The organism is Psychrobacter sp., assembly GCF_049295055.1.
Lineage (GTDB): Bacteria > Pseudomonadota > Gammaproteobacteria > Pseudomonadales > Moraxellaceae > Psychrobacter.
On sequence record NZ_JBAQQF010000053.1, the window covers coordinates 170316 to 190527 of the forward strand.

Here is a 20212-nt window from a genome sequence, read left to right on the forward strand (position 1 = left end):
ATATGCCCACACATGCTATCGCCAGCAATACAAAGTCGACACGTCTATTTGCTCTATATCAATGTCTGCCTCGGAGTGAAGCTGATGCTATGTCATTAACAGAGCTTATGGTTGGTTATGGTGATAATCCAGATAATTTCGCTAATGAACGTAAAAACTTAGAGAACGATCTGATTGCCTTAAACCAAGTTTTTAACGATATTTTTTATAGTGAAGCCTTGGTTCGAGTACCAGCATGGGGAAAAAATATTAGTGGACAGACAGCACGCTTTTATATTGAGCCGAGCTTCAGTATCGATATTATTAATGAGCGAACGGTGTTTTTTTGGGAGATGCTAGATAAATATACGGCAAACTATTTGCCGATATCTTTTAAGCAAAGCATTACAGATAAACTTACCCAATTAGGCCGGCAGAATAAAAATAATTTTCATCAAAGTAAGCTGGGGAAGTGGCAAGATTATCTCATTACTTTACCGAGTATAGTGCAAGCACCGACGCTTAAGAATGATGTGATGGCAAGCATTCACCAAGCTCTGCTAAATAGACTGCAACTTAAAATAAGCTATCAAAATAAATGGCATGGCAGTTCTGCTGAAAGAGTTATCTACCCTAAAGGGCTTATCTTTATTGACAATATGATCTACCTCACAGGCTTTAATCCTACTGATGATCATATCGATGATGAGGTGCTACTAGAAGCGCATCGTAATTTTGCAGTCAATCGTATCACTGAGGCAGGAGTCATAGATAAGATCGTCCCTGATTGGGTAGGGCGAGACAGTCTGTCATTACAGTATTTGCGTAAGCGGGGCAAGTTGGAGCCGACTGATAATGCTCAGATAAAATTGATTTTAAAGGTACAAAAATATGCCTGTCAGCATCTTTATGAGCGTCCATTATCACAAGATCAGCAGATTACTATGATAGATGGTACTTGGAATCAGGTAAGTGCTACTGTTGCCAATACTAAGCGTCTGCAGGATTGGCTGGTGAGTATGTCTCAGCTGGCCGTGGTTATTGAGCCAAGTGAGCTGAAAACATTGATTCTTGAGCGTTTGCAGAGTGCGTTAGCGCTTTATAAAAACTAATTACATAGGAGAAGCACTGTGAGTGAGACTTTGTTTAACGATTTTATCCAAGCTCAAAATACTGTTTATCCATCGGTTATTGAGGAGTTAACCGAAGGGCGTAAGAGTACCCATTGGATGTGGTTTGTTTTTCCACAGGTTAAAGGCTTAGGGCGCAGTGTAAGGGCACAACGCTTTGCAATACAAAGTCTTGAGCAAGCAAAAGAATATTTGCAGCATGACGTGCTTGGCGCGCGGTTAATAGAGTGCGCTGAATTACTGCTATTGCACCCTGATAAAAGCGCTTTAGAAATTTTCGGATCAATCGATACTCTGAAATTACACTCTTCACTTACGTTGTTTACTTTAGCATCTGCTAATAAAAAATGTGTTTTTGACGAGCTTTTGGATCAGTTCTACGCAGGTAATTACGATATAAATACGATAAAAATGTTGATGCAGTTGAGTGATTGGAAAAAAGATCTTTTAAAGAAACAATTTGCTAAATAAGGTATGAATATGAGCACAGTGCAAAATTTAATAAACAATGTCAGCCAAAAGGTTAAGGCGTTAGAGGCCGCGCAAGCACTTTATAGTTGTCAGCTCTCGCCAGACTTTAATACCTTTGACTATATCAAGACCGATGAATTGGGACTTAGTTGTATTTTAGCGGCTTTACTCGATCCACAAGGTAGTCATGCTCAGCAAGAAGCCTTTTTAAGATTATTTATTGAGCATTGCTTACCTAGTATGTTTGAAACATCAGGAAGGCAGAATTTTCTCGATAATATTGAAAAAACGAAAGTTTTTGTTGAGCAAGTTACATCAAAAAGTAATAGCCTACGCCGTATGGATATTTACTTGGAATGTCAGACAGGTGATGATAGCTATGGTATCTGCATTGAAAATAAGCCGTACGCAGCAGATCAAACTAATCAATTAATAGATTATTATGATGAGCTCAAAACAAGAGGTCATACTGACCCTCAAATTGTTTATCTAAATGAAAATAATGATACGCCAAATCCAATAAGTGTCGATCCATTGACATTAAAAGGCTGGATAGATATGAAGCAGTATAGTCATCTTCGTTTCAGTGACTTGATAGGTTGGCTTAAGGCCTGCCAAGTAGAATGTCAAAACCATAGTGTTAGTGAGTTCCTTGCACAGCTAATTAAGTTTATTCAAAAACAGTTCATGGGGATAGAAGATATGAATGAAGACAATGCAGTTTTAGATATTATTAAAAAAAATGCAGCGACCATCGATGCCAGTATCAAGGTCTCTAACACTGTAGATCGAATGAAGAAAGAGCTTGTAGCAAAGCTGAAAATAGACTTGTTAGCAAAATGTAAAAAAACTGATTATGAATTAGATGTCACTTATCTTGGTGAAGGTAAAAGGTACGAACAGATTAGATTTATAATCCCTGGCTATGATGTGGGATGGGTTTGCTTCGAGTTCGATAATGCAAATTTCGACCATCCCATTTTAGGCATTAAATTTATTTCCACAGACGCAGCAAGAGCTTGTCCATATACGGAAAAAATGAAATCAGTCTTAAATACCGTGCTAACTGATAAAAAAGTAAATTCGTCTTCACAATGGCCAGCATATTATTACTTTTATCCACAAGATTGGAAGGGTTCGAGTGAAGCATGGCTGATGATAAATGATGACAAAATGGCAGACAAGATTTTAGATGAAATGGATAAAGTTTTTAAGGTATTGAAGGATAATAACTGTTTTGATTTATAGGAGTGCAAGATTTGACTCCACACTTACTACCTCATCAAAGGAAACAGTAACATGTCAGAGATCAACAATAAAATTGACAATAATTTTATATGTCCATGGATGATAGAGTTATGGGCGTGGGCTGATGAATTTGAAATCTCTGAGGCGGATTTGCCACGCAACAAAAACGATCTATTAGCAATGACAAAGCTAGATATTAGCTCTAATCAGATTACTAGGTTGCCTGAGTGTATCGTCAATCTTAAAAATCTAAGATATCTCACTTTTGGTGAAGATAAACCTACTGATAGTGCTAGTAGCTTAGTTAATATATCGACAGGCGTAGCTGAGTTTTTACGTGATTTAGGTGACAGTTGTGTAGGCTGGAATGATCCTACTAAAGCTAATCGCAGCATTAGTATTCAAGATTATATACAAAGACAAAAGAGTTTGATTAATGAGGGGATAATAGCCAGCAAGAACGTTGATAGAGCAGCTTTACAAACAGTCCTCGACTGGGCAGAATCATTTGCCGTATCTAATATTCAAACAGATATTGATAAACTGGCTAATCAGAATGCCTTGTCAATCGATTCATATACACAGCCTATACCAGCGGCCATAGGTTATTTGACTCAATTGAAAAGCCTAATTTTACGTGATAGCATCTCATCAAATGGTCGTGTTTGCCAAGCTGATGATAAGTTACCAGATAGTATTATTAATTTAGTGAATCTTGAAACGCTAAGTCTAGTGTGTAAAGACGCTGTTTTTATACCAGCTAATTTGTATGAATTAAAGAATCTCAAAACCTTAGAAATTACCTTCCATGATGTGAATGCTATACCCAATGTTTTAACTGCAATGAATTGTGATATAAGGTTACTAATACATAGTAAGCAGGACAGATTGCCAGATAACTTAGTAGACATTAGCAGTCTAACGGAGTTATCGATTTATAATGATTACTTAACAGAATTACCTGAGAGTATTGGTAAGCTTCACAACTTAAAACAGTTGACTGTTACCAGTTCTCATTTGAAAAAAATTCTGCAAAATATTGGTGATTTAATCAACCTGACCCATCTAAGGTTAAACTGTAAAAATCTTAAATACTTACCAGACTCATCAGAGCAATTAACCAGTCTATGTGGGCTAAATATTCCTAACCAATTGACGAATCAGTTACCGATGAATCTTATCAAAAGGTATCGTGACAATGAGCTGTGGATAACAAACATATCTTCGACTACGTTATATAAACCGTTGGCAGACAATTATCGTTTGTCTACATTTGGGTTTTTTCTCGTTAATGATGATTGGGATGAAAGTAAATTAATTGATTTAAAGCAAAAGACAGCAGCAGAGTTTTTATTCGGTCTGCAAACGACTGAAAAAACTATTAAGCAATTTGATGTGGTGGATGGCATTGTTATTTGCAAGCCTAATGAAGTTCAACAAGTCATGAAGATGTTCGAATCTATATTCTGCTCATTAACAACTGGTTTAGACTATGATGATGTTAAAGAAGCTCTTCACTTTAAAAAACCAGCTAAGTTCGTACATGATGGCGCATTGAACGAGTATCAATCAGATCAAGTATTTAATCAGATTATCAGTCAGATTCCTAAAGCTAACAATTTAAAGTCTTTGATGTTCCATGTTGAATGTCACCGTTATCTATCGCTTGATGAATTGGACGTTATACACACCGCTATTAAAAATCTGGGTATAGAGGACTGTAATATTTTTTACGGAGCAGAACGTGTCGATAATCCTGGATACTGTTGGATGGGTATTATATATATGGTTGATTAGTTCAGGATTAAGGTTGGATATGCGTCATGTGAACTAGGAAAGTGCTTAATAAGCTAGTTTTTCGGATTAAAGAGCATACATATTATTTATTTTAGGAAGTTTAGGCAAGCCCCAAGCGATGTTTGTTGGCGGATCAGTTAACACCTACTCTTGCTGCTTCCAGTTCTCTTGGCCTAAAGGCATACGATTGAGTAAGTCGCGTCTCGATCTCCAGTCAGGCATATGAATATCTAATAAAGCTTTAAACCTATCGTTATGCTGTCGTTCTTTAAAGTGTAATAGCTCATGGACGATAATGTATTCTAAGCAAGGCACAGGCTTTTTAGCCAATTCAAGATTGAGTAGTATTCGCCTCTCGTCAATATTGCAGCTTCCCCATTTGGTCTTCATCTTTTGTACGTGCCAGCTTGCGACAGTGACTTCAACTTTCTCAGACCATTTATTAATCAAAGCAGGAATGCGTGCTTTTAATCGGGTGCGATAATATTCATTTAACACTTTTAATTTATCAGCAGTCGATGTTCCAGCACTAACTGATAAAATAAGTTTGCCACCTTTCAATTTAATACTGTGCGCTAAAATTTGGGTCGCATCTGATTCGATCACTTCAAGCCGATAGCGTCTGCCCCATAAGTAATGGGTCTCCCCACTAATCATTTCCCGAGCAGATTGGCGGACTTGCTTAGCAAAGTTTGCCTGCTGTTTCCGAATCCAAGGTATGCGGTTAATTACAGCCATTCGAATGACTGTTTCTGTCATTGATTCAGGTGCAGCGACTCTCACCTGACCATCAGGTGGCATCACGCTGATATGCAAGTGCTTGATATCTTTGCGCTGCAATTGAATGTCTAATGAGCCGATAGTGAGTTGCACTATTTATAGTCCGACTGAGCTTTGATCAATGACATAAGCTGTTCAATATCAATCTCGACGTTACTATTGGTATCTATATTATAAAGATATACTGATTCTCTTACAGCATTTTGCACTTTTCGCTCTTTGATTAGATTACCTTGGTAGTCCGCTAGCTTGTTATCTTTGATAGCTTTATCAACTTTAGCGACTAATTTTTCGTTTTGATCTAAATTATCGTATAAGGCACGCATAGCATTGGTATTGATTGACTCTGGATAATTGCTATTTGCGCCATTAGGTCTTAATACTTTGGTTGATAGAGCTTTGATTTCCTCCAAATATTCTTTATAGCTCAGTGCCTTTTGCCGCCGCAAGGTGATGAGTTCATCGAGTAAGATAGACATGTGCTCGTAGTACTTAGGATTAACAGGGTTTTCATCGACGATAGTTTTGCGGACGTTATTTTCAATAGTTTCAGCAACATTGCTTTCATCATTAGCAATGGCATCCGGTAAAGCTTCGATTAGCTCATCAACGCCTTTATTGACGATGAGCTCAATTAAGCCAAGCTCTTCAAAATCCATGACTTTACTACTGTCTTCAGCGCGAATGTAGCTATCCAATAGATGACGCATAGCAGGCTCATAGAGTTTCGTATCCAACATGTCTGCACTCATCATCTTAATACTTTCGCGTACACTCTCGAAGTGCTTAGCATCCGCTTGAATACGAGTGATTTCAGCGGCACTATAGCCACACTCTGCCATTTCATTAGCAATGTTGGCATAGCTACGTAATAGCTTAGCTACGCTCTTATATAGCGTAAGGCGCAGTTGTTCACTCTCTAGCTTCTCATCAGTCGAAGCGTCATTTTTAGCGCAAAAGTAAGCATAATAATCTTGGGTGTTCTTCGGATATTTAACGGGCTCGCATAAGCCCCGTACCATCTCTAAAGCATTGTCTAAATCTTGTTTAGCGTACACAAGACGGTTTTTTAATAAGCCTTCGATATCTTTACTGTCATAGTCAGAGAAAGCGCCTTGTGTATAGCTGGATATAGCTTTGTCTAGCGATTGAAATAAATCTTGATAGTCAATAATGTAGCCATATTCTTTATCTTCACCGTCCAAGCGATTAACACGGCAGATAGCCTGAAATAGATTATGATCTGCCATTTTTTTATCGATATATAGATAGGTCGCTGAGGGGGCATCAAAGCCAGTCAACAGCTTATCAACTACGATCAATAAGCGCATCTGTCCAGGCTCATCAACGAAGCGTTTTTTGACTGCTTTTTCAAAATCTTCAACCTTCGAACCAGTTTCTTTTTCGTCAATATCATAATACTCAGCGATCATCTTGCGATAGGTGGCGTATTTAAATAGCTTTTCGGTCGTACCCTCGCCAGACTCCTCACCTTTGATGCTATCAGCGGTAGGTTGATAACTAGTAATGATAGCAACCTTATCTTTTAGATGAGTATGACTAAACATCTCATAAACTTTGCAGGCTTGGTAGATGCTGCCACATACCAACATAGCATTGCCTCGGCCTTCAGCTAGGCGCGGGCGCGTCTCCATATCATATATAATATCGTTCTTTATTTGCTCTAAGCGAGATTGACTGGACAACACTCGCTGCATCGTACCCCATTTTTGTTTAAGCTGAGTCTTAGCAATGTTGGTTAGTCCACGAGTTTTGGCATCGAACCAGGTATCGATTTTGTCTGTTGATGTTAGCTGTTGGTCGATATCACGTGCTTCATAACGCAGATCGAGCACGACGCCATCGGCTACGGCTTCATCGAACTTGTAGGTATGAATATAGGGACCAAAGACCTCAATAGAATTTTGCTGGTCTTTTTTCAGTAGCGGTGTACCCGTAAAGCCAATAAACGTTGCATTAGGAAGTAGGGCAGTCATAGCCTTATGTAATTTACCTGACTGGGTACGATGGCATTCATCAACGAAGACGTAGATATCTCCTTTAGCACTGAAGTTCGATGGCAGGCTATTTTTTAAAGTACGGATAAAGTCATCTGTGCTAGCAGAGCTATCGTCACTGTTCTCATCAACAGCAGTGTCACCATGACGTCCAAACTTATGTACTAATGAACATATTAACCAAGGATTGGGTTGGTTAAGCTTGGTAATCAGATCGGCACCATTTTTGCTACGGTAAATGGTTTCGTTGATACCTGAGAACACCCCTTCAATCTGTTCATCTAAATCTTTGCGATCAGTAATGATAAGAACACGGCTATTACTAATATTCTCGCGTATCCATTTGGCCAGCCATACCATAGTGAGGCTCTTACCTGACCCTTGGGTATGCCAGATGATGCCGTTTTTTCGTTCATTAAGGTAGCGCTTAGCCGATTGAACCCCAAAGAACTGATTGTGCCGGCAAGTTTTTTTGATACCCATGTCATAGACGATAAAGTTGTGAATAATATCGAGGAACCGCTGTTTATTGCACATATGATGGAGATGAGTATCCAATAGCTCAGTGCTAGCCTCTACGGTGTCTACATACTGTGGAATAGTGACATCTGTCTGCGGTGTATGCTCAGGGTGCGCTTCTTTCCATTCAAGATAGTAGCGCTCTGGCGTCTCAATAGTGCCATAACGCAAGCCTTGGCTGTCATTACCTGCCATGACTAGCTGTATAGTAGTAAAAAAGTTACGGATAAAGTCCTTGCTTTGGTTGTCTAGGTTTTGACGTATACCTTCAGAGATTGAGATAGTGGAACGTTTAAGCTCTAATACGCCAAGGGCAATACCATTCACGTATAACACAATATCAGGGCGTTTTTTATGTTCGCCTTTGATCGATACCTCTTCAGCGATGGCGAAGTCATTAGCCTCGGGATTATCCCAGTCGATCAGCCAAATACTTTTTGTGTGCTCGCCCGAGCCTTCCTTTTCTTTCACACCATAGCGTAGCAGCCGATAGACTTCTTTATTGGCATCGTAAAGTTTGATACCACTGCCCAAAGCGGCGGCTTTCTCCACTGTGCTAATAGCACGTGCGATGAGTGGCGCACTCACACCACGATTCTTCAGCCATTGCTCTAAGATGTCGCGCTCAATGTTTTTATTATCAGCTCGAGACTGCCAATTACCTAAATAACGATAGCCTAATTCGTCTTGAAAAAGTTGTACGACACGGTTTTGAGTTATGCGTTCTCGTTGGTTGACGTTACTCATCGCTAATAGCCCTTAGCTCTTCACATAAGCCTTCTAGTTTGGCAATAGCATCCTCTATAGTAGTTTGTTTAGTGTCAATGAAGTAATCGTGACTAGCTACTGTATCTAACTCTTGCTCTGACACAATATATTCAAATCCTAAGTCTAGTAATAGACTTTGAATTTGTTCAGGATAAGAGTTTAAAGTACTGTTCTTGAAATATATATTAAAATGACCAGCTTCTTTAGTTATTTCAATAGAGAGTGGTTGACCTTCGAAGTCCCATCCTTTTATATGTAGACCGGCGGATTGTTCTCTGGATTTAACCTCTTGATAGTCTAATTTACTGAAAGGCTTCAATAAAGCAGTGCTTTCTGCTAATTCGATTTTAAGAATTGTTGTATATAATTCGCTATGATAGTGATTTCTTTGAGAGTGTCCAAGTAAGATGATTTCCTCACCATTTTTCTGTATAAAACCTTGATTACAATATTTAAAGAGTGATGGATATTTAATTAGAGATTTTTCCCAATACGTAATATTGTTATTTTCAATAGCTTTAGCACAAATTATGCTCAAGGATTCTTTAATAGTGTTTATATTACTTTTATCAAAATCAGGATCGTCAAATACGGCTTTGATATAAACCTGCTTATCTTCCATTGCACGGTCTTTAGAACCAATACGTAATAGACGACGCCAGCTATGATCACGTTCAATATTTTGGGCAGTCTCGCGTGTGCTCAATAGGTTTAAGCGACCGTAGCTTCTTTCAGTAAAATAGGTGCCTTTACTAAGTACCGCTCTCTCCCAAAGATAATCAATACTACCTGAACTTTTCTCAATGAGCTTAAAGACGCTACTAGCTGATTCAGCATAATTTTTAAAGCTATCCAGATAGTAATTGTTTTCTGAAGTTCCCCAATCACAGTTTTTATGCTCACGATAAAAGGCTAAAACGCCTGAAAAATTTAAAAGGAAACCAATTTGACCCTTGAAAAATGAATGGTCTTCTGACTTATATATAACTGACTGCCAGTCTTCTGACTTTAATAATAATTGTGCTTTGATTCTCTCTTCAAGAATCTGGTCACCTAAAAATCCAGTTATATTAGTGTTGTTCTTTAAGGTGTCTAGAATGGGTTCATTGAGCTTACTCAATGTCTCGATCGAATCTAATGCACGATAAAAATCGTCTGAGCCGTCGATGATGGTATTTTCAGTTAGATTGTAGATAACTCGTGTCCATTGCATCAGTTCAGTTTGGTCTAACGACGACTCATGCTTTGAAATATAAGTGTAAAACGAAAAAAATCTAAGCTTGTCAGCATAGCTAGCATCATTCAAAAGTACTTTCTCAAAAGTTTTTTCTTCAGAATAGTACTTTTGACTGAGTAAATAAGGCTCTATCTTATTATCTTTTAGACCGTTTCTATAAATCAAATCAAATGTTTTTATTAAACGGATAATAAAGTTCTGGTTTAAGCAATTTAATGCTTCATATTCAGATATGGTAGTAGGTAGTAGCTTGGAGCCTGTACCCATGATTACGCCTAGATGTTTTTTTGGTACAGATTTAGAGCTCTCTCTGTGATCTAATAAATATTGATACAGAATGATTAAGCGAATGAAATTCATAAGCTCATCATCGTAAGTATTATCTTGCGAGAATAGGTTTCTATAAGGCCAAAATAAATCTGCCCAATGGGTATCTATTTTATGAATAAAATATTTGTAACCATCTACTGATTGCTTATTAGACCCTGAAATGTCTAATCTATAGTCTGGCCAGCCATCATTACAAGACTTAATTTTTTGTTCAAGGGTTGCCTTAAAATTTTCAAATGGTGTAAGGGGTTTGCCACGGGCATTCATTTTAATATAAAGCTCGTCAGATAAACCGAATGAATCTAAGCGTAGGAACTGAAAAGTGATGTAAGGGATTTCTGTATCAATTAATCTTTGATATAAGTCACCCTTATAAGCTGAAAATTTTTGTTCAATAGTATCAAGCATATTTAGGCAGGCTTGAACGGTAGGGTCTTGTTTCCATGATAGATAAAACCAGTTGCTATCAATAATCAATTCGCTAACGGTCTGGTTATTCAAGTTCTCTGAATGGTCAAAAATTTTTGTAAACTCTATATCTGTGGTCATTGCATCAAAGAATTCGATTGAGCTTGGACGGGTCTTATAGGTGAAGCGTGATTTATTATTTACTGTAAAATGCTCTCTAAATTCCGCAGTTCGATGGTTTTTAACTGCCAAGAACCAGTGTAATAAAAATAGGGTAGTCAGTCGTTGTTGACCATCAAGTACGGAAAACGTATCGTCATCAATGTTGCCGTAAATAAAGTCCAAATCTAAAGATTGATTGGAGTCAGCACGATCAGTCGCTAGTGCATTGTATAAGGCATCTAGGAATATATTTCTAATTTCGTATTCGTCTTTTCTACCCTGAGCATAATCACGCTGGATGATAGGAATCTCAACAAATGCTACTCGGTCAAATAATCCAGTAAAAGTCAGCTTTTCACCTATGTTCATTATTGCGCCCCTATTTCAGTAAAAAAGTTAGTCATAGTATCTAGTATCGCTGACTGATAGTCATTACTATCACTAGCTTCCCAATACAGCATCTTGTCCACGTTTGTGCTGTAGTACTTCAAGAACACGTTTCTAGTGCATAAAGGCACATAGGTAGCTTCTTTATCCAGTTTTATTATTCTCTTGCGCTTGATAGGAAAAATAGCGTTTTTATAACTACGATTGGTGGAGCTATCAAGTAAGGTTAAGTTGCCGATAGAGTTGTCTACTTCATCGTTATTATTAGGGTCATAGAGGCTAATGACACGATCATAAACATCTTCAAATTGACCCTTAGTAAATGATGTTGAGTATAGATGATAAGCCTGCTTTTTGATGAGCTGAGCTTCTTTAAAGTTATCGATTGTAAAATTGCTGTATGCATCTAGGGTATTGTCTTCAGAAGTATAGTCAATCACTTGTTCAAGCCACTGCTTTTGTTTGTCTATACTATCGGGTATCTCTGAGCTAATAGAGCGTATATGCTCTATGTCCCAATCATCAAGCTTGAACTTTTCAAATTGAAAACGAGCGTTTGAGTCTGGGTTGTTTAGCAGGCTTACAATGTTAAATAGTAATAAGGTCTGACGTAGCTGCTTTGTGTTACTGTTCTCATAATTCAGATCTGCTAAGTATTTTTTCATGGTGTTTTTTAGTTCATCTAAAGATGGGCTTGTTTGTGTTTTACCACTGAATACTAGATGCCAAATTTGCTTAATCAGACGATTATGAAAATCTTTTTTACCCTGACTATTATTACTGATTTCGAATATCTTAGAAATAGATACATCCTGAGATACTAAGTAACCAATTAAATGGAATAAAGTACGGTCACTAAACCACTCACTAAGAGTCATAAAAGTTTTTTTAATCTCTAACCATTGTTGGCTCACATCAGCATCATCTTGAGCAAGTATATGGTTGAACTGTAAAAAAGTCTTAAATTTGTCGTTATCAAGAATACCTTTGCCGTTATGAAGTGCTAATGCTCTAAGGTTCAAAATAAATTCAATGCGATTGGTTTTGGTTTTTCGATTACTTAAAAAATACCAAAAAGCATCATCTTGTAGGCTCTTTTCAATCGAGTCCCACTCTTGAGAAATTTTAAGCTGTTGTAGTTTTATGACTTCATCACCATTTGCCACAAAATGACTGGATTTCAAAAATAAGGCCTTGACCAACTCAGCATTTACTAAGGGAATTTTACCCATGTTTAATCGAGTAAATACTTCAGTAGCATTCTCAAGTTCACCTAGCTCATACCAAATAACTTTTACGTTTTTCCCGCTATCATCCTCGTTAAGCAAAGTCTGAATAAGCTGTATTCGATAATTACCTTTATCTTTAAACCATTCTTCGACTGCTTTTTTAGCCTCTACGATATGAAAAAAATCGATGTTATCTTCAGCTTGATCTTCATTAATGTTCGCTAAAAAATCAGATGAACCTTTTCGTGTCTCATAGCTGATTTCGTAACGAGATTTACCAACTAAAGGTAAAATCTCTTTAAGGCAAGTTAAGATAATATGTATGGTAGTCAAGCGTTGCTGACCGTCAACAATTTCCCATTCATCACCATGCTTCTTTACCACAATAGGTTGTAGGCAATAAAATTCGTCTTTAGCGTTCGGGCTATTTTCGACTTGTTGTTGGAACTCTTTAATATCGTCAAGTAGGTCAGTGACTTGACGCTTAGTCCAACGATAGCCACGTTGATACGCTGGTATATAAAATTTCTTGTCTAGCAAATCATTGATTGGCTTTAGCATTAATACGTTATCTTGCATTGTGATTCCTCCATTCTTAATAATTAATGTGGTAAGCGCACTCGACCCGTCAATAGCTGCTGCATCATGCCTTGCTTCATATCCTGCGTTTTGGCAAGTCTGATATTTAAGGCTTGGATTTCTGTGTCCATATCAGAAAGGATAGTGGCAATTGCGGTCTGTTCTGGTTTAGATGGCATTAGCATAAGGCTTTTTTTGAACTCTGACATCCCAATTAAATTCTTCATAGCACCACCTTGAGTACTATCAGTAATATTTTCCTGAAACTCTTTAGAGTTAAAGATCTGATAAAAGAATTGTTCGTCAGTATTTATATGAAGTGTTATTTTAAGCAGAGCTTGGTTAATAATACCTGCAGGAGCATTTAGAGGAATTTGATATATTCTGCCTATTGTACCCGAGCAACTTACTATGAAGTCTCTAGGTTTAACCGTAAATCGCTGTAGCTCATTAAATTTATCTTTATTAATGTAGTATTTACCAATATCTGTATTTGCATAGATTGCGTTTCTCTGTTCGTACACTTTGAAACCTTTTCTAACAAAGCTATCTTTTTTTAATGCACCGCCAAAAGGACCTCTAACAAGTCCTTTGTTTTCAGTCATTTCGGATAGAGCCTTGTAGTCCCAATCCTCAGGAATCTGTCCCAAATCCGTCTGTTTAAACCCTTTTTTACTACCATCCTCACTAATGGCAAATTCAGGCAGACGAGTTTTACCCGTCAAGAGCTGCTGCATGGTAGCGGTTTTAATGGCCTCTTTTTTAGAGATGAGCCTTTCTAGCGATTTAATTAAATTATCGACATCTGATAGAGCGTTGGCGATGGCGGTTTGTTCTTGTTTTTTTGGTACTGATATTTTGACATTACTAATAGTTCTAGCGTTTAAGCTAGGCACACCAGATGCTTCGTTGTATATCGTCCAGTCAATCAGACAAAACTTATAGAACATAAACTTTTCATCGTAGCCATTGTGTACTTGTGAATAGAAGAGAGTATCCACTGTCCAAAAGGGTACAGTAATATATCTTGGCTTATTGATTGAGCCTTTACGACCAATTAAAACTGATGGCTTATCGTATAAAAATGCAGTAGCCCATCCCATTTGTCCGCCAGTACCAAAAATTGGGTATTTTCCACTTACGCTTTCAACACCTTTTTGATCTTTACCATGTTTGATGGTTAAAGCTTCACCAATAGCTATAGCTTCCCAATCCTCTGGAATAATGCCAACATCAGTATTCTTGTAACCAGTTGGTACAGTAACCTCACTCATTACGCCACTCCCATCGCTTGCAAGTGCGCGGTGACCTTTTGGCTTAGCTTATCGACCTCTTCGAGCAGATTTGGCAATGGCTCAGCATAACGTTCTTCCAGTACGGTGACACGCTCGGCAAGTTGAGCGGTGATACGCTCAATCTCTGCTTCAATACGCGACTGTAGTATCGCTTGCCATTTATCAGTGACCAGCAAAGTTTTGATGTCATCCTCAGTGAGCGTCGGGTACTTCTTAAATACTGCTAAATCTAATGCGTCTTGGGCTTCTTTGACTGCTTTTTTTGCAGTAGCTTCTGACTCAAAATAAGTAAGTAACTGTTTAAGCGCATTGATTTCATCGTTATCAGTGGCTAGCTTTAGACGAGTACTAACACTGCCTTTATTAAAGCTGCCTTTATCATTACTAGCATCAGCCAATAGACCGTCATCATCGCCATGGGTTTCAGTATAGTCAGCGATAGTGCTGATGATGGTATCGAGCTCAGCTTGTAGCGTATCGATATGGTCTTGCTCGTCAGAGTAATAGCGGTCAATGATTAACGCTGGAGAGATAAGCTCGGCTTTGTATTTGGTTTTATCGATGATTAAGTCTGTTGTTTCTTTAAGCTTTTCACCTTTTGTGACAACTAGCTTACGTAGCTGCTTACCGACTATCCAACCATCTTGGGCAATAGCATAAACATCGTCTTGCATCGACTCTGACCAATAGTCCATTAGAATTTGATAGATGTCATACTTGTCGAGTAGGGCGGCATTGGCATAGCGCTGTAGTAAGTCTTCACTGATACGGTGAATAATCGCTTTGGCTTTGTCACTTTGTTGGATATCTGTAAGGTTAATCGCTGTCCACCAGTCACTAAATGGCGTCAGGCTTTCGCTAGCAAACTGGATAAACTCAGGATGCGCCAGTACCGTCGCTTTGACTTCATTTGCTGGCACGAGACATTGACGATAGCCGTCTCGCAAGTCAGAGAATAGAGCTTTGCGTAAGCTTGGGAATACTTGCCAATAGGATTCTAACGCATCAATATCGGCTAGCGGAATACCGCCTTGTAGGTGAGCAATTAGATCGTGCTGGTCTTCATCTTCACTCGCATCGATATAGCGTGGAATATTAAGGTTGTACTCGTTATCGATAATCTCATCCATACTGACCATACGGCTGAAACCCGCCAGCTCAGACTGATGATTGAACATATCGACCACTTTATGAATATCCTGACTGCGTAAACGGTTTTTATTGCCGTCTTTCATATAGCCACGGCTGGCATCTATCATAAATAAGCCAGATTCGCCGGTTGCTCGGCTGGCTGCCGTTACCTTATCGATAACGATGATACATGCAGGGATGCCCGTACCATAGAATAAGTTAGCTGGCAGGCCGATGATACCCTTGATATAACCTTGCTTGATTAGGTTTTTACGGATATGCGCTTCGGCGTTACCTCGGAACAGTACACCATGTGGTAGGATAACTGCACCAATGCCCGTGCTCTTTAAACTTTTGATAATATGTAAAAGAAAAGCATAGTCGCCATTTTTCTCTGGTGGTATGCCCCATGTAAAGCGACCGAATTCATCTGCTTCTGCATTGAGACCGTTCGTCCAGTTTTTATTACTAAAAGGTGGGTTAGCGACCGCAAAGTCAAAAGTTTTAAGCTGATTGCCTTCAACGAATTGTGGCGAGGCGAGGGTATTGCCTTTATAGATATCTGCCCCTGCTGCCCCGTGCAAGATCATATTCATCTTTGCCAAAGCGGTCGTAGCTGAGTCCATCTCTTGACCATAGATAGTCAGACCTCGCGGTGCTTCGTCACTCGCTTTAAGTAACAGCGATCCGGAACCACATGCGGGATCGTAAACCGTGGCATCGATTGGCGTATCATTATTAATACCGATAATCTTAGATAAGATGCGAGACACCTCTGACGGTGTATAGAATTGCCCCTTTGACTTGCCTGACTCCGTAGCGAAGTGGCGCATCAGGTATTCATAAGCATCACCAAGCAAGTCATCACCATCAGCACGGTTACCAGATAAGTCTAGACCTTCAAAGATACCGATAAGCTTAGATAAGCGATCAACGTGCTCTTTGCCTTTTCCAAGCTTTTCTTCATCATTAAAATCGGCGACATCAATCACACCTTTTAACCCATTTTCTTCGGCAAGTTTACCAATGATTTTATCAACCTTTTCACCGATTTCTTTATCGCCTTTAAGTAGCACCATATCATCGAAGCTACCGCCTTCAGGGACTAGGATGTCGCCATAAGGGTCGTCTTTAAATTTGTCCGACACGTACTTCATAAATAGCATGGTCAATACATAGTCTTTGTATTGGCTGGCATCCATACCACCACGTAGTTCGTCACAACTTGCCCAAAGGGTTGAATATATTTCAGTCTTTTTAAGTGCCATAGTTAGATCTTTTTTTATTAAGTTTAGAAAATACTTTAATGGGAGGTATTATACTTCTAATCGCTTATATTGCTAGGCGTGTTATTGACTGTGTTATATAGGGTAGATCTCAATATCTAAGTGCATAGTTGATCTCCATCTAAGAACTACGTGACATTAAAATCAATTAAATTTAATAAGCTAAAGTTTATTGTTTGTTGAGCTTTAATCAATCATAATTAGCCATTAAAGAAACCAAGCCTAGGAAATATCTATGAAATTAGCGTCTCTACTTGTTCTTATCCCTTTATCATTAATGTCAGTCAGTGCAATGGCTGGAGTTGCTGAAGTTAAAGGTAAAACTCAATGCACTGTTATTGACTCAATCTCTAAGAAAAAAGCGATAAAGTCTGCTTGTACTTACACGGGTGCCATAGGTGGTGCCAGTACTTACGGTATAGACAATATGGACTATAAGCTAAAAAACGGTAAGAAATATAGCACCGTTAATGACGCTACTTTTGATTCTGGTGATGATGGTCGGGTAAAAAATTTAGTGAAACAGGTTTCTTTAAACGGTAAACCTGGCGAACTTGTACATATTAGAATGAAAACGTTCAAAGTGGTTTCTGAGACTGCAATGGATAAGCTACGCGAAGCTGGATCTGCTGAATTAGATAACGGCATACTGAAGTGCTTTAGAGCTATCAAAAATAAAGATACTGCTTTCTGCACTCCAATTGTAATGGACTAGATTCATAGCTGTATAACGCTATTCAATATTAATAACTACACTCTCAGCAATTAAGTATTGTTTAGTCAATAAAAAAAGCATTTATCAAGCACGACGAGCTTAGAGCGTGACTTAATTATTCATATCTAAACACAGGTTATAGAATAAGTTGCTAAAGCAGTGGCATGATAGCGAATACGGTAGGGTGGTTGATAACCGTCCTACTACCCATTCCCTAAGTGGTTACCTGTGCAGCTTAAAATATCTCACATTAATTTATTTATGAAAATAAGCATGATTGACTCATTTAGGATTGTAGAATCAACCATGCTGATCTTAGTAAAATTGTTCGACCTAAAAATCTTAATATTATGAAATTAGCAATTAAGGTACATGAAAAGGTTCACATTTCCTTTTTTGAAATAATGCTTCACTGATTTAAGTTTGTATTTATCTCTAACGGCATCTTCAGCAATATCACCGATAAACTCAAAACGACCCTTGTTTTTTTCATGAGCCGTTGTATCAGTCGCCTGCTATGCGGTTACCAAATATACCTCACGTACAATGCCTTTATATACCGATAGAGCATATCCCACATTATTAGCGCGATCGAGACTCACTTTTCAACTACTACGAGTGGCATCATATAGCTCGCTAGCAGATATATAGTCTCGAAATAGCTCATTAATCCGTATGAGCATTGCAGGTTCAGTAACTTCTAACAGCCCCTTGTGTACAGCATCATCGAGATTACTCACTCGCATCTTCTCCCGTACTATTTTCATCCCAGTCATATATATATTCATCAAAAGTACTTTTAACGTCAAAGCCACTCTTAATTAAGGTTATACCTACAAATCTGACAGATTTATAATAGATTCTATCGATTAAGTCATGCTGAATCTGCTCATAGTTGGCATCTAACTCATGGTCGAGACCAAAAATAGATTCTGGATACTGTTGTATGACATGAAGCAGTCTAGCGTATTGTGATTTGTTTAAGAATTTCTGGTAATGACCGTCCTCATACATAATGTAATGCACCAAGCTCTGTAAGCTCATGTCATAAGACCCATCAATAAGGTCTAAATAGAATTTATCATAGCCATAACCCGGACGTACTTTGTAACCTCTGTCTTGATCAAAATTAGTAACATTGTCTTTGATAATCTTATCAAGAACATTGATGACTTCTTTCTCTATTGATTCAATAATAGCATTATCTAACTCTACTTCATCAATAGAAACATTATCAGGTACTTCATCTAAGTACATTTCATAATTAGGCTCTTGGCTTACGACTGAATCATCAGTATCTGGCTTCCAATCATCGACAGTAAGTCCTAAGTCTTCCAAGAATTGAATGACTTTGCTAGACAAATCGGTTAGTTGGTTGCCATAGAGTAATAAAATCTCTAATGCCTTTAGTTCGGTGATGCTGTTAGGTAGTGTGTTTAACGCATTGTCATAAAGTGATAGCTGTTGTAGGTTTACAAGATCAACAATATTTTCTGGAAGCGTTTTAAGTTTGTTACCGTCTAAATTAAGTCCTATCAAGCTTTTTATTTGACTAATGCTATCAGGTAGCGTGTTTAACGCATTATGGCTAAGAATCAAATATTCTAGATTTGCAAGATCAACGATACTTTCTGGAAGCGTCTTAAGTTTGTTACTTCCTACATTGAGTGTTCTTAAGCTTTTTATTTGGCTAATGCTATCAGGTAGCGTGTTTAACGCATTATGGTCAAGACGCAACTCTTCTAAGTTGGCAAGGTTACTAATACCTTCTGGAAGCTTCTTAAGTTTATTGCCGTATAAATTAAGTACTCTCAAGTTCTTTAATTTGCCAATGCTATCAGGTAGCATGTCTAACGCATTATGGCTAAGAATCAAATATTCTAGATTTGCAAGATCACTAATACCTTCTGGAATCTTCTTAAGTTTATTACCGTATAAATTAAGTTCTTTCAAGTTCTTTAATTTGCCAATGCTATCAGGTAGCGTGTTTAGCGCATTATCGTCAAGACTCAAATCTTCTAGATTTGTAAAATCACCAATACTTTCTGGAAGCGTCTTAAGTTTGTTACTTCCTAAGCCAAGTATCTTCAAGCTTTTTATTTGACTAATACTATCAGGTAGTTTGTTTAACGCATTGTCATAAAGTGATAACTCTTCTAGGTTTACAAGATCAACAATACTTTCTGGGAATACCTTAAGTTTATTACCGTCTAAATTAAGTTCTTTTAGGTTAATAAGGTTAATAAGGTTTTTAGGTAACTTTTTAAGTGATATATAGCCTAAATGTAGTTCTTCTAGATGAATAAGATTGTCAATACTCTCAGGCACTGCTTTTAGTTCATAATTTTCACTAAGATTAAGGATTTTAAGATTCTTAAGGTTGTCTATAGATTTTGGTACTTCGGTAATATTTTTTTCAGTTAACGTTAATTCAGTCAAAGCCAGTAAAGCATTAATGTTACGAGGTAACTCTTCTTCTGAGAGCTCGAATTTATCTGCCCATGCCCAGAGTTCTTCCATCCATGGCTTGATAGCTGGGTCCTTTTTAGTTGTCATGCTACTCTTCCTAAACAGTTAGCTATATAGCTTGAAATATCGACTATAAAATTATTTATGCTAGGGCGTGTCCTCAATTCAATCGATGGACATCTAAAGGGACTAAAAATAGCTAAATTTTGCCAAACATCGTCAAATAGCTGGGTAATATCCCGATATTAACTGCGCTATTTTCCTTATTTGCCTG

13 protein-coding genes are annotated in these 20212 nt (G+C 38.0%); 5 read left to right on the forward strand and 8 right to left on the reverse strand.

Annotated features, from left to right (window positions below):
• Positions 1 to 2 precede the first annotated feature (2 nt).
• The 4 genes from WAZ74_RS08460 to WAZ74_RS08475 are packed head-to-tail and all read left to right on the forward strand — an operon-like array spanning position 3 to position 4625.
• The gene (locus WAZ74_RS08460; protein ID WP_422307790.1) at positions 3 to 1091 is read left to right on the forward strand and encodes a helix-turn-helix transcriptional regulator; all 1089 of its coding nucleotides are present in this window, start codon (positions 3 to 5) and stop codon (positions 1089 to 1091) included.
• Positions 1092 to 1109: 18 nt separating this feature from the next.
• On the forward strand, positions 1110 to 1580 hold the full coding sequence (locus WAZ74_RS08465; protein WP_422307792.1) for a DUF1810 domain-containing protein: 471 nt from the start codon (positions 1110 to 1112) through the stop codon (positions 1578 to 1580).
• Between the two features lie 9 nt (positions 1581 to 1589).
• The gene (locus tag WAZ74_RS08470) at positions 1590 to 2828 is read left to right on the forward strand and encodes a PD-(D/E)XK nuclease family protein (RefSeq protein WP_422307794.1); all 1239 of its coding nucleotides are present in this window, start codon (positions 1590 to 1592) and stop codon (positions 2826 to 2828) included.
• Between the two features lie 51 nt (positions 2829 to 2879).
• Complete coding sequence (locus WAZ74_RS08475; RefSeq protein ID WP_422307796.1) at positions 2880 to 4625, forward strand: leucine-rich repeat domain-containing protein; 1746 nt, start codon at positions 2880 to 2882, stop codon at positions 4623 to 4625.
• Positions 4626 to 4769: 144 nt separating this feature from the next.
• Here WAZ74_RS08475 and WAZ74_RS08480 read toward each other — a convergent pair whose 3' ends face one another.
• Genes WAZ74_RS08480 through WAZ74_RS08505 form a run of 6 tightly spaced genes read right to left on the reverse strand, consistent with a single transcriptional unit; the run spans position 4770 to position 16736 of the window.
• The gene (locus WAZ74_RS08480; protein ID WP_422307822.1) at positions 4770 to 5501 is read right to left on the reverse strand and encodes a M48 family metallopeptidase; all 732 of its coding nucleotides are present in this window, start codon (positions 5499 to 5501) and stop codon (positions 4770 to 4772) included.
• Complete coding sequence (locus WAZ74_RS08485) at positions 5498 to 8689, reverse strand: type I restriction endonuclease subunit R (RefSeq protein ID WP_422307798.1); 3192 nt, start codon at positions 8687 to 8689, stop codon at positions 5498 to 5500. The genes WAZ74_RS08480 and WAZ74_RS08485 overlap by 4 nt, the downstream gene beginning before the upstream one ends.
• Positions 8682 to 11216 (reverse strand): DUF262 domain-containing protein, encoded by a 2535-nt coding sequence (locus WAZ74_RS08490; protein ID WP_422307800.1) that lies wholly within the window; start codon positions 11214 to 11216, stop codon positions 8682 to 8684. Before WAZ74_RS08490 ends, WAZ74_RS08485 begins: the two co-directional genes overlap by 8 nt.
• Positions 11216 to 13042: a GmrSD restriction endonuclease domain-containing protein gene (locus WAZ74_RS08495; RefSeq protein WP_422307802.1), complete on the reverse strand. Its 1827-nt coding sequence runs from the start codon at positions 13040 to 13042 to the stop codon at positions 11216 to 11218. Before WAZ74_RS08495 ends, WAZ74_RS08490 begins: the two co-directional genes overlap by 1 nt.
• A gap of 23 nt (positions 13043 to 13065) precedes the next feature.
• Positions 13066 to 14316 carry a restriction endonuclease subunit S gene (locus WAZ74_RS08500; RefSeq protein ID WP_422307804.1) on the reverse strand — a complete coding sequence of 417 codons (1251 nt, stop codon included), beginning with the start codon at positions 14314 to 14316 and terminating at the stop codon, positions 13066 to 13068.
• Positions 14316 to 16736 carry a type I restriction-modification system subunit M gene (locus WAZ74_RS08505; RefSeq protein WP_422307806.1) on the reverse strand — a complete coding sequence of 807 codons (2421 nt, stop codon included), beginning with the start codon at positions 16734 to 16736 and terminating at the stop codon, positions 14316 to 14318. Before WAZ74_RS08505 ends, WAZ74_RS08500 begins: the two co-directional genes overlap by 1 nt.
• A 253-nt stretch (positions 16737 to 16989) precedes the next feature.
• On the opposite strand from WAZ74_RS08505, the gene WAZ74_RS08510 reads away from it, so the two are divergent.
• On the forward strand, positions 16990 to 17469 hold the full coding sequence (locus WAZ74_RS08510; RefSeq protein WP_422307808.1) for a hypothetical protein: 480 nt from the start codon (positions 16990 to 16992) through the stop codon (positions 17467 to 17469).
• 605 nt (positions 17470 to 18074) lie between these two features.
• Here the strand turns inward: WAZ74_RS08510 and WAZ74_RS08515 are convergent.
• A complete protein-coding gene (locus WAZ74_RS08515; protein ID WP_422307810.1) occupies positions 18075 to 18209 on the reverse strand; it encodes a hypothetical protein in 135 nt (44 codons plus the stop codon).
• Entirely contained in the window at positions 18202 to 20025 is a 1824-nt protein-coding gene (locus WAZ74_RS08520) for a leucine-rich repeat domain-containing protein (protein WP_422307812.1), read from the reverse strand. The genes WAZ74_RS08515 and WAZ74_RS08520 overlap by 8 nt, the downstream gene beginning before the upstream one ends.
• Positions 20026 to 20212: the final 187 nt, after the last annotated feature.